Source organism: Streptomyces sp. NBC_01591 (assembly GCF_035918155.1).
In the GTDB taxonomy this organism is placed as follows: Bacteria; Actinomycetota; Actinomycetes; order Streptomycetales; family Streptomycetaceae; genus Streptomyces.
In genome coordinates, this window is the sequence record NZ_CP109327.1 from 5,805,134 (window position 1) to 5,817,251 (window position 12,118).

Here is a 12,118-nt window from a genome sequence, read left to right on the forward strand (position 1 = left end):
AGGCAGTACACCCGAGAGGTCACCTTCCGATGCGTCAACCGTCCGTCATATCGCGCCGCGTGGCAGCGGCCACCGCAGTACTCGTCGTGGCCGCGGGTGCCGCGGCCTGCGGGCCCAAGGACAACAAGGGCGGCGACGGCAGCTCCGGCGCGGCGGGCAAGCCGGAGAAGGGCGGCACGCTCACCGTCCTCAACAGCAAGCCGCAGGAGGACTTCGACCCCGCGCGGCTCTACACCTCCGGCGGCGGCAACATCCCGTCCCTGGTCTTCCGTACGCTCACCACCCGCAACCGGGAGGACGGCGCGGCCGGCGCGAAGGTCGTCCCCGACCTCGCGACCGACCTGGGCACGCCCAGCAAGAACGCCACCGTGTGGACGTACACCCTCAAGGACGACCTGAAGTACGAGGACGGCACCGCGATCACCAGTGCCGACATCAAGTACGGCATCGAGCGCTCCTTCGCCGCCGAACTCTCCGGCGGCGCGCCCTACCTGCGCGACTGGCTGATCGGCGGCGCCGACTACCAGGGCCCGTACAAGGACAAGAAGGGCCTCGACTCGATCGAGACGCCCGACGCGAAGACGATCGTCTTCCACCTCAACAAGCCGGAGGGCGAATTCCCCTTCCTGGCCACGCAGACCCAGACGACCCCGGTGCCCGAGGCCAAGGACAAGGGCACCAAGTACGAGGTGCACCCGCTCTCCTCGGGCCCGTACAAGGTCGTCAAGAACGAGGGCGACGGCGAGCGCCTGACCCTGGAGCGCAACCCGCACTGGTCGGAAGCGACCGACGAGGAGCGCAAGGCCTACCCCGACCGGATCGACGTGCGCTCCGGGCTCGACTCCGCCGTCATCAACCAGCGCCTGTCCGCATCGCAGGGCGCCGACGCCGCCGCCGTCACCACCGACACCAACCTGGGCCCGGCCGAGCTCGCCAAGGTCACCGGCGACAAGAAGCTGGCCGCCCGCGTCGGCACCGGCCACTTCGGCTACACCAACTACATCGCCTTCAACCCGAAGGTGAAGCCGTTCGACAACCCGAAGGTGCGTCAGGCGATCTCGTACGCCGTCGACCGCTCCTCCGTGGTCAACGCGGCCGGCGGCTCCTCGCTCGCCGAGCCCGCCACCACCTTCCTGCCCGACCAGGCGGCCTTCGGCTACACGCCGTACGACCACTTCCCGGCCGGGAAGACCGGCAACGCGGCCAAGGCCAAGGAGCTGCTGAAGGGGGCCGGCTACCCCAAGGGGCTGACCGTCACCCTCACGCACTCCAACGACAAGGACTTCGCCACCAGCCCGGAGATCGCCACCGCGCTCCAGGAGGCGCTGAAGAAGGCCGGAATCACCGTCAAGCTCCAGGGCCTGGAGAGCAACGACTACTCCGACACGGTCTACAACGTGAAGAGCGAGCCCGGCTTCTTCCTCGGCGGCTGGGGCGCCGACTGGCCGTCCGGCGGCCCGTTCTTCGCGCCGATCTTCGACGGGCGCCAGATCGTCAAGTCCGGCTACAACTTCAACTCCGGCCAGCTGAACGACCCCGCGGTCAACAAGGAGATCGACGAGATCAACAAGCTGACCGACCTGGGCGCCGCCGCGAAGCGCTGGGGCGCGCTCGACAAGAAGGTCGGTGAGCAGGCGCTGACCGTGCCGCTGTTCCACCCGGTCTACAAGCGCCTGTACGGCGAGTCCGTCAAGAACGTCGTGATCAGCGACTGGACCGGCGTGCTCGACATCTCGCAGGTCGCGGTCAAGTAGCCATGGCAGAGGCAACTCTGGTCGAGGAGGCGGGGGCCGCGAAGGTCCCCGCCTCCGGGGCCAATCCGTTCTGGCGGCGGCTGCGCGCCCGGCGCGCGGCCCTCGTGGCGGCCGCGATCGTCGCCCTGCTGGTCCTGGTCGCGCTCGCCGCACCGCTGCTCGCGGGCATCGAGGGCCAGGACCCCACCACGTACCACCCGGAGCTCGTCGACTCCGCCACCGGCGGGGTGCCGGTCGGCTCCTTCGGCGGGATCAGCGCCGAGCACTGGCTCGGCGTCGAACCGCTCACCGGGCGCGACCTGTTCGCCCGTGTCGTCCACGGGGCACGGGTCTCGCTCGGCGTCGCGCTCGCCGCCACCCTGCTCCAGGTGATCATCGGGGTCGGCATCGGGCTCGCGGCCGGGCTCGGCAACCGCTTCGTCGACCAGGCGCTCAGCCGGGTCACCGACGTCGTGGTCGCGCTGCCCGTCATGGTGATCGCGCTCGGCGCGCTCGCCGTCGTACCCACGAGCTTCCCCCGCCCGGTCCTGATCGCCGTGATCATCGGCCTCGTCGGCTGGTCCGGAATCTCGAAGATCGTGCGCGCCCAGACGCTCTCGCTGAAATCGCGCGACCACGTCGCCGCCGCCCGGCTCAGCGGCTGGGGCTCCTGGCAGATCGCCAAGCGCGAACTGCTGCCCGCGCTGGCCGCCCCCGTCATCACCTACGCGGTGCTGCTCTTCCCGTCGAACATCGTCGTCGAAGCGGCCCTGTCCTTCCTCGGCGTGGGCATCAAGCCGCCCACGCCGTCCTGGGGACAGATGCTCAGCGACGCCGACACCTGGTACCAGGCGGCGCCCACCTATCTGCTGATCCCCGCCCTGCTGCTCTTCGTCACCGTGCTGGCGCTGACGGTCCTCGGCGAGGGCGTACGCACCGCGCTCGACCCGCGCGCCGAGTCCCGGCTGCGGATCGGCACCGGACGGAAGAAGGAGGCCGACGCGTGAAGTGGTTCCTGCTCAGGCGCCTCGGCGGGGCACTCTTCGTGCTGCTCGCCCTCAGCGTCGTCGTCTACGCGGCCTTCTACGTCGCCCCCGGCAACGTCGCGCAGATCGCCTGCGGTCCGCGCTGCTCGCCCGCACAGGTGGCGCAGGTCAGCGAACAGCTGCACCTGGGCGACCCGTTGTACGTGCAGTACGCGCACTTCCTCCAGGGTCTCTTCGTCGGCCGCGACTACTCGACCGGGACCGGCGTGCTGCACTGCCAGGCGCCCTGCCTGGGGCTCTCGTACCAGAGCGACCAGCAGGTCACCGAGCTGATCCTGGCCAAGCTCCCGGCCACCGCCTCGCTCGCCGTCGGCGCCTTCGTGCTGTGGATGCTGCTCGGGGTCGGCACCGGACTGCTCTCGGTGTGGCGGCGCGGCCGGCCGACCGAGCGCGTCCTCACCTGGATCACCCTGGCCGGCATGGCGACCCCGGTGTTCGTCATCGGTCTGCTGCTGATCATCATCCTGGTCACGGCGCTCCAGATCCTGCCGTTCCCGGACTATGTACCGCTCACCGAGGACCCGGAGCAGTGGGCCTGGAACCTGTTGCTGCCCTGGATCTCGCTGGCCCTGGTGTCGGCGGCACCGTACGCCCGGATGACCCGGGCCTCGATGCTGGAGACCCTGGCCGAGGACCATGTGCGCACCTTCAGGGCGTACGGGGTCGGCGAACGGGCGCTCGTCGGGCGGCACGCGCTGCGCGGTGCGCTGGCGCCGGTGATCGCGCTCGGCGCACTGGACATCGGCTCGATGTTCGGCGGCGCCGTCCTCACCGAATCGCTCTTCGGGATTCCGGGGGTCGGCCGTGAACTCGTCGACGCCGTGAAGCACGTGGACCTTCCGGTGGTCGTCGGTCTGGTGCTCGTCACCGGATTCTTCGTCGTCCTCGCCAATGCCGTCGCCGACATCCTGCAGGCGATGGCCGACCGACGGGTGGTGCTGGCATGAGCCTGGTCGAAGTCTCCGATCTCTCGATCTCGTTCGGCGACGTGCGGGCGGTGGACGGGCTGTCGTTCTCGCTGGAGCCCGGGGGCGCGCTCGGTGTCGTCGGCGAGTCCGGCTCCGGCAAGAGCGCCTCGGCGTACGCCCTGCTCGGACTGCACCGGGGGACCGGTGCGAAGGTCGGCGGCTCGATCCGGGTCGCCGGGGTGGACGTGACGGCGGCGGACGACGCGGAACTGCGGGCCCTGCGGGGCGCGAAGGCCGCGATGGTCTTCCAGGACCCGCTGTCCTCGCTGGACCCGTACTACGCGGTGGGCGACCAGATCGCCGAGGTATACCGGGTCCACAACCGGGCTTCCCGCCGGGCGGCGCGGGCGCGGGCGGTGGAGGTGCTGGACCGGGTCGGGATCCCCGACGCGGTACGGCGGTCCCGGTCCCGGCCGCACGAGTTCTCCGGCGGGATGCGGCAGCGGGCGCTGATCGCGATGGCCCTGGCCTGCGAGCCCCAGCTGCTCATCGCCGACGAGCCGACGACCGCCCTCGACGTCACCGTCCAGGCCCAGATCCTGGACCTGCTCCACGATCTGCGCCGCGAGACGGGCATGGGGCTGCTGCTGGTCACGCACGACGTGGGCGTGGCGGCGGAGTCGGTCGACGAGGTGCTGGTCATGCAGTCGGGTCGGGCGGTGGAACGGGGGCCGGTGGGCGAGGTGCTCGTGGCGCCGCGCGAGCCGTACACGAAGGCGCTGCTGTCGGCGGTGCCCCGGGTGACGGAGCCGCGCGTTCCGGCCGGCCCGGCGGCGGACGACGGCGAGGTACTCGTCGAAGCCGCCGACGTCCGGCAGGTGTTCGGCAGGGGGAAGACCGCCCTCGCCGCCGTCGACGGGGTCTCCCTCACCGTCCGGCGCGGCGAGACCCTCGGCATCGTCGGTGAGAGCGGCAGCGGCAAGACCACCCTCGGGCGGATGCTCGTCGGACTGCTGGAACCCACCTCGGGGCGGCTCACCCGCGACGCCCGGGTGCAGATGGTCTTCCAGGACCCCGTCTCCTCCCTCAACCCGCGCCGCTCGATCGGTGAGTCGGTCGCCGACCCGCTGCGGGCCTCGGGGGAGCGCGACGAGGTGGTGATCAGGGCGCGGGTACGGGATCTGCTGACGCGGGTCGGGCTCGCCCCGGAGAGCTACGACCGCTATCCGCACGAGTTCAGCGGCGGACAGCGCCAGCGCGTCGGGATCGCACGGGCGCTGGCCGCCGAGCCGGAGCTGATCGTCTGCGACGAGGCCGTCTCCGCGCTCGATGTGACGACCCAGGCCCAGGTGACCGCCCTGCTGGCGGAACTGCAGCGGGAACTGGGGCTCGCCCTGGTCTTCATCGCGCACGACCTCGCCGTCGTACGGCAGGTCAGCGACCGGGTCGCCGTCATGCGACAGGGCCGGATCGTCGAGGAGGGCGCGGTGGACCAGGTGTACGGAGACCCCCGGGACCCGTACACCAAGCAGCTGCTGGCGGCCGTTCCCGCGCTCGATCCGGCGCTCGCGGCGGTGCGCCGCGCGGCCCGCAAGGAGCTGGCCGCCGCCTGACCCTGCGTGACCGACCGCTCCCATAGCGCGACAGAACGCTGTCGGGGCGGGAAAGTTACGACGGTTCACCCCTTTCGGTGGCGCGACGGACAACCGTCCGTCGCGCCACCGGCGTATCCGCTTACGGTCGTCCCGCTGTGAGCCGCCATTCCAACGGCGGCCGCCCACAAGGGAGATCGGGGGTGTGCTCGTGCGGATCGGACTCCTCACCGACGGTGGTTATCCGTATGCGACCGGTGAGTCCAGGCTCTGGTGCGACCGTCTGGTACGCGGGCTCGCGCAGCACGAGTTCGATCTCTTCGCGCTCAGCCGTTCCGCCGAACAGGAAGCCCAGGGCTGGGTCCAGCTCCCCATACAGGTCAGCCGGGTGCGGACGGCACCGCTGTGGACGGCCGACGAGGACGTCCTGGGCATCCGGGCCCCCAAGGGGCTGCTCGCCCGGATAGTGACGGGCGGGGGCGCCCGCTCGTACGGGCGGCGCGAACGACAGCGCTTCACGGCGCACCTCACGGCTCTCGCGGCCTCGGTCTGCGCGGCGGGCGTGGCGAACGGTGAGGACGAGTCCGCCGGCGGGGGCGCGGGTGCCGGTGAACCGGGCGCCGACGGGCGTACGACCGCCGCGGACGCGCAGTTCATCGACGGGCGTACGACCGCCGCCGCCGCGGACGCGCAGTTCAGGGACGGCCTGTACGGACTCGCCGAACTGGCCCGCGAGCACGGCGGACTCAGCGCTGCCCTGCGCTCCGAGACCGCCGTGCGCGTACTCGAAGCCGCCTGCCGCGCCCCGGGCACCGGGCGCACCGTCCAGGCCGCCACCGTCCTCGACCTCCTCGCCTTCGCCCGAGAGCTCGACCTGGTGCTCCGCCCGCTCTCGTTCGACTGGTACGACGAGGAGGGCCTCGGGGCGGTCGACCTCTGTCACGCGACGTCCGGCGGTGGAGCCGCCCTGCCGGGGCTGCTGGCCAAACGACTCTTCGGGGTGCCGCTGCTGGTCACCGAGCACGGCGTGCAGCTGCGGGCGCACTACCTCGCGGCGACCGGCACCCCGCTGAGTGCGCCGGTGCGCGCCCTGCTCGCCGGCTTCCACGGGCGGCTCGCCACCGAGGTGTACCGGCAGGCCGCGATCGTCACCCCCGGCAACACCCACGCCCGCCGCTGGCAGGAGCGGTGCGGCGCCGGACGCGAGAAGCTGCGCACCATCTACCCCGGCATGGAGTCCGACCGCTTCACGGCGCTGGGGGAGAGCGGCGACAGCGGCCCCGACGACACCCTGGTCTGGGTCGGCCGGATCGAGCCCGCCAAGGACCTGATAGCGCTGCTGCACGCCTTCGCGGAGGTACGGAAGGCCGAGCCGGGCGCCCGGCTGCGGATCATCGGCGCCCCGGCGCGGGGCCCGGAGGGCGCCACCTATCTCGCGCACTGCCGGGCGCTCGCCGCCCAGCTGTTCCCCGACGAGGCCACGGACGCGCATGCCGTCGGCGACAACCCGGTCTCCTTTGAGGACATCGGCGGAGCCGAGGTGCCCGACCTGCCGGACGCCTATGCGGCGGGCGGGGTCGTCGTCCTCTCCAGCGTGGTCGAGGGCTTTCCGATCGGTCTCGTCGAGGCGATGTTCTGCGGCAGGGCCACGGTGTCGACGGATGTCGGCGCGGTCGTCGAGGTCATCGGCGGCACCGGGCTCGTGGTGCCCCCGCGCAACCCCAGGGCGCTGGCCGATGCCTGTCTCGCGCTGCTGCGGGATCCCGAGAGGCGTGCACGGCTCGGAGCGGCGGCGCGCGCCCGCGCGCTCGAACTCTTCACCGTCGAACAGAACCTCGCGGCCTTTCGCGGCATTTACCTGGAGCTGATCTCGCACGCCCCGGTGCGCAGGGCGGCCGAAGAGGTGGATGCCGACGGCGAACCGCGCCCGTTCGCCACCCCGCCGGAGGCGCATGTCCTGGGCCCGTGGACGGCCTCGGGCCCCGCCCTCGCGGCCACGGCCGGCCGCAAGCCCAGCTGGGCCGTCTGCGCGGGAGCGCGGGGAGCGGGTGGCGGCGATGTGTGAGCAGGAGCAGGAGCAGGAGCAGGAGCAGGAGCAGGAGACGGCCGGACCGGGTCGCGGCGGACCGGCACGGCCCGACGCAGCCGGCGACGATCACGGAGGAATCACCATGGGCGGCCCGACCGAGGTGTCCGACGCACCCGCCGCACCGACCGCCGGCGGAAGCTGGGACCTCCGCTCCCGGGCCCTGGTCTCCGAGCCGCCCGGGACGCCCGAGCTGTCCGAGCCCTCCGAGACGCCTGAGATACATGGGGCGCCTGAGACGCACGAGCCGTCCCGGGCGCAGGGGCCGCCTGAGACGCACGAGCCGTCCGGGGCGCACGGGCCGTCCGAGTCCTCCGAGCCCTCCGAGTCCTCCGAGTCCTCCGAGACGTACGAGCCGTCTGAGACGCACGGGCCGTCCGAGTCCTCCGGGCCCTCCCGCGCCCCCGAGATCGCGCGCCCCACTCCGGCGCGTCGGCTCAATGCCTCGCGCCGCGGCCCCGCCGACCCCGTGAAGTCGCTGATGCACCAGCACCGCGAGCTGTGCGAGCGGGCCGTCGACCCGCTGGAGGTCGCCGCCGGGCTCGAAGCCCATGGCGTCACCGACCGCACCGCAGCCCGCTACCGGCACCGCGACGTCTTCTCGCTCGCCGAGGAACTCTTCGCACGGGTACCCGGCGTGGCGGCGGAGTCCACGACAGGGCCCGATGCGCCGGGGCGTGACATCGCGACACGCGCCGCCTGGACGCTCCGCGCACTGCTGCCGGGCGCGGCCTGCATCGCGACCGCCGGCGCACTCGGGCTCACCGAGGGAGTGCTCGACGGCCGGGCACGGCTCACGATCGCCCTCGCCGGAGCGCTCGTCGCACTCATCGGGCTCGCCCTCAGTCTGCGCAGCGGCCCCCTGCACGCCGAGGGCCGCTCCTCGGGCGTGGCCAACGTCTACGGCTGCTGGCTCCTCGGCTATGTCCTGTACGGCGAACCGCTGCTCGACCAGGTGCTCAGCGGCGGCCCCGAGGGCCCCTGGGCGATCACCCCCGCACCGCTGCTGGGCCTGGCCCTCTCGCTCGCCCCGGCCACCTGGTGCGCCCACCTCTTCTCCGTGCACGCACACCGCAAACTCATCGGCAGCCGCGCACTGGAGGAGTTCGCCGCGGGTGTGCGCCCCCTGCTGTTCGGCGCCGTCGCGCTCCACCTGTGCGCCCTCGCCGGGCTGCTGTACCTCGCGCACCTGGGGTGCGGGGGCGGCGGGGCGTTCGCAGGGGCGGCCGCGCTCGGGGTGCTGCTCCTGCTGGCCCGACTGCTGACCGTGCACGGGTTTCCCGAGCTCGCCGCCGGCGGACTGGCCGTCGCCTGCGCGGTCGAGGCCCTGGCACCCGCGCTGGTGCTGGCCGGGCGGCTGCCCGGTCTGCATTTCCTCGCCCGTCCCGTCGATGTCCTCGTCAGGACGTCCGGCACCGGATCCGTACCCGCCCTCGCGTGCGGTGCCGCCGCGCTCGGACTGCTGGTCGCCGCCACGGTCGTCCTCTCCCGGGCGTCCGCCCACAACACCGCCCGGCCGGTCGATGAAGGCCCGGCCGTCGCGTAACCACAGACGTACCACTGCCATCGCACGCCCCGCGGAGCCGACGCCGCGGGTCATTGCCCGCAACTACATCTCACTTCCTCAAGGAGACACCGGACATGACCCCCCAATCCCCTTCACCGGCAGCTCGCCGTCGGCGCCGAGGGGGCGCGCGATGAGGGTGCTGCTGCTCGGAGCCAACGGATTCCTCGGCCGGTTCGTGGCCGACCGCCTGCTCGCCGACCCCGCCGTGCACCTCACGGCGCTCGGCCGCGGCGACGACGCCGACGTACGGTTCGACCTTGCCAGCGGCAGCCCCGGCGCGCTGACCCGATTCCTGGACGCCGTCCACCCCGGAGTGGTCGTCAACTGCGCGGGCGCCACCCGCGGCGGGGCCCGCGATCTGACCCGCCACAACACCGTCGCCGTCGCCACGGTCTGCGAGGCGATGCGGCGCAGCGGCTGCACGGCCCGGCTCGTCCAGGTCGGCTGCTCGTCGGAGTACGGGCCCTCCCAGCCCGGCTCGTCCACCGCCGAGGACGCGATCCCGCGCCCCGGCGGCCCGTACGGCGTCAGCAAACTCGCCGCCACCGAACTCGTCCTCGGCTCCGGCCTCGACGCGGTCGTGCTGCGGGTCTTCTCGCCGGTCGGTCCGGGCACCCCGGCCGGTTCCCCGCTCGGCAGGCTCGCCGAGGCGATGCGCCGGGCCATGCAGTCCGGCGACGGCGAGCTGAAGCTCAGCGGCCTCGGCGTGCAGCGCGACTTCGTGGACGTACGCGATGTCGCGCGCGCCGTGCACGCCGCCTCGCTCTCCGCCGCCCAGGGCGTCGTCAACATCGGTACCGGCCGCGCCGTGCGGCTCCGGGACGCGGCCGCCGTCCTCGCCAGGGTCGCCGGATACGCGGGCGCACTCCACGAGCTCGACGCGCCCCCGCCCCGGCTGCCCATCGGGGCCCCGCGCACCTCGACCGAGTCGGTCATCGAGCACCTCTCGGCGACCCCGTCCCCCTACCCGGACGGCTGCGGCGCCTGGCAGCAGGCCGACGTCCGCACCGCCAGGGACCGGCTCGGCTGGCGCCCCCGGATCATCCTGGAGGAGTCCCTCGCCGACATCTGGATGGAGGCGGCATGCCGTATCTGACCAGCACCGGAACGGCCCGCCGGACCAGCGGCGCCGAACAGCTCGGTTTCGGCGTACCGGGCTATGCGCATCCGCTGCTCGCACCGGCCGAATGGGCCGAACTGGCCCGCCCCGGCACTCCGCTGCACTGGGCCGTCCTCAACATCGACAACGGCCCCGGCGCCCGCCCCGATCCGCACTGCCTGGAAGCCGCGGGCCGGCTCCGCAACGCGCGGGAGCGGGCCGTGCACGGCGAGGACCCGCAGGACTCGGTCCGGGCGGCGGGCGGCCGGCTGCTGGGCCATCTCGATCTGGCCCACGGCAGCCGCCCCTTCGGGGAACTGATCGCCGACGCACAGTCGTTCCTCGACTGGTACCGCGTCGACGGCTTCTATCTCGGCCGCTGCCCGGCCGAGCGCGCCCACCTCCCGGCGGTACGCCGTCTCACCAGCACCCTCGCGACGCTCCTCGAAGACGGCGACCGCCCGTGCGGGGAGGGGAGCGGGAAGGTGGTGCTCGGGCTGGGCACCCATCCGTACCCCGGCTATGCCGAGGCCGCCGACCAACTGGTCACCTTCTGCGGACCGTGGACCGACTACCGCTGGTCGCAGGTGGCGGAGTGGACCGCTTCCTACCCGCCGGAGCGGTTCGCGCACTTCGTCCACGGCGTTCCGCGCACCCACCTCGAAGAGGCCATGCGCATCGCCCGCTGGCAGGGCGCGGGCACGATCTTCTTCACGGACCGAGACGGCCAAAACGGCCAAATAGACCCATTCGCGGCGCTGCCCAGGTACTGGGACGAAATCGTCTCGCGGATCGGACCTGGTGTCTCGGAATGAGAAGGGGCGTGGCAGTGTTACGGCAAGAACAACCGTACGTAGATGAAGTACGTAGAAACCGACCACCTGCATTGTTGAGGTTCCTGTGTCGCTGCCACCCCTGGTCGAGCCAGCTGCTGAGCTCACCGTCGACGAGGTCCGCAGGTACTCCCGCCACCTGATCATCCCGGATGTCGGGATGGACGGACAGAAGCGGCTGAAGAACGCGAAGGTGCTCTGTGTCGGTGCCGGCGGTCTCGGCTCGCCGGCCCTGATGTACCTGGCCGCGGCCGGTGTCGGCACGCTCGGCATCGTGGAATTCGACGAGGTCGACGAGTCGAACCTGCAGCGCCAGATCATCCACAGCCAGTCCGACATCGGGCGCTCCAAGGCCGAGTCCGCCAAGGACTCGGTGCTGGGCATCAACCCGTATGTGAATGTGGTCCTTCACGAGGAGCGGCTCGAAGCCGACAACGTGATGGACATCTTCGCCCAGTACGACCTGATCGTGGACGGCACGGACAACTTCGCCACCCGCTATCTGGTCAACGATGCGGCCGTACTGCTGAACAAGCCGTACATCTGGGGCTCGATCTACCGGTTCGACGGCCAGGCGTCCGTCTTCTGGTCCGAGCACGGCCCCTGCTACCGCTGCCTCTACCCGGAGCCGCCGCCGCCGGGCATGGTCCCGTCCTGCGCCGAGGGCGGCGTGCTCGGGGTGCTCTGCGCGTCGATCGGTTCCATCCAGGTCAACGAGGCCATCAAGCTGCTCGCCGGCATCGGCGACCCGCTGGTCGGCCGACTGATGATCTACGACGCCCTGGAGATGCAGTACCGCCAGGTCAAGGTCCGCAAGGACCCCGACTGCGCGGTGTGCGGCGAGAACCCCACCGTCACCGAGCTCATCGACTACGAGGCCTTCTGCGGCGTCGTGTCCGAGGAGGCACAGGAGGCGGCGCTCGGCTCCACGATCACTCCCAAGCAGCTCAAGGAGTGGATCGACGCGGACGAGAAGATCGAGATCATCGACGTCCGAGAGCCGAACGAGTTCGAGATCGTCTCGATCCCCGGCGCGAAGCTGATCCCGAAGAACGAGTTCCTGATGGGCAACGCCCTCCAGGACCTCCCGCAGGACAAGCGCATCGTCCTGCACTGCAAGACGGGTGTCCGCAGCGCCGAGGTCCTCGCGGTCCTCAAGTCGGCGGGCTTCGCCGACGCGGTGCACGTGGGCGGCGGCGTGATCGGCTGGGTCAACCAGATCGAGCCCGAGAAGCCGGTGTACTGAGCACGGTG

9 protein-coding genes are annotated in these 12,118 nt (G+C 72.0%); all 9 read left to right on the forward strand.

All coding sequences use genetic code 11. From position 1 onward, the window contains the following. The first annotated feature begins 29 nt into the window (after positions 1-29). Positions 30-1,754, forward strand: a complete 1,725-nt coding sequence (locus tag OG978_RS26980; RefSeq protein WP_326767690.1) for an ABC transporter substrate-binding protein — start codon at positions 30-32, stop codon at positions 1,752-1,754. A gap of 2 nt (positions 1,755-1,756) precedes the next feature. Further along, complete coding sequence (locus tag OG978_RS26985) at positions 1,757-2,740, forward strand: ABC transporter permease (protein ID WP_326767691.1); 984 nt, start codon at positions 1,757-1,759, stop codon at positions 2,738-2,740. After that, entirely contained in the window at positions 2,737-3,726 is a 990-nt protein-coding gene (locus OG978_RS26990) for an ABC transporter permease (protein ID WP_266414625.1), read from the forward strand. Before OG978_RS26985 ends, OG978_RS26990 begins: the two co-directional genes overlap by 4 nt. Further along, positions 3,723-5,300, forward strand: a complete 1,578-nt coding sequence (locus tag OG978_RS26995) for an ABC transporter ATP-binding protein (RefSeq protein WP_326767692.1) — start codon at positions 3,723-3,725, stop codon at positions 5,298-5,300. The genes OG978_RS26990 and OG978_RS26995 overlap by 4 nt, the downstream gene beginning before the upstream one ends. Positions 5,301-5,490: 190 nt before the next feature. After that, entirely contained in the window at positions 5,491-7,344 is a 1,854-nt protein-coding gene (locus tag OG978_RS27000) for a DUF3492 domain-containing protein (protein ID WP_326770176.1), read from the forward strand. Positions 7,345-7,450: 106 nt separating this feature from the next. Then, positions 7,451-8,911: a hypothetical protein gene (locus OG978_RS27005; RefSeq protein WP_326770177.1), complete on the forward strand. Its 1,461-nt coding sequence runs from the start codon at positions 7,451-7,453 to the stop codon at positions 8,909-8,911. Between the two features lie 151 nt (positions 8,912-9,062). Next, the gene (locus OG978_RS27010) at positions 9,063-10,028 is read left to right on the forward strand and encodes an NAD-dependent epimerase/dehydratase family protein (RefSeq protein ID WP_326767693.1); all 966 of its coding nucleotides are present in this window, start codon (positions 9,063-9,065) and stop codon (positions 10,026-10,028) included. After that, positions 10,016-10,846, forward strand: coding sequence for a spherulation-specific family 4 protein (locus OG978_RS27015; protein ID WP_326767694.1), 831 nt, complete (start codon positions 10,016-10,018; stop codon positions 10,844-10,846). The genes OG978_RS27010 and OG978_RS27015 overlap by 13 nt, the downstream gene beginning before the upstream one ends. An 85-nt stretch (positions 10,847-10,931) precedes the next feature. Next, entirely contained in the window at positions 10,932-12,110 is a 1,179-nt protein-coding gene (gene moeZ, locus OG978_RS27020; protein WP_326767695.1) for an adenylyltransferase/sulfurtransferase MoeZ, read from the forward strand. Positions 12,111-12,118: the final 8 nt, after the last annotated feature.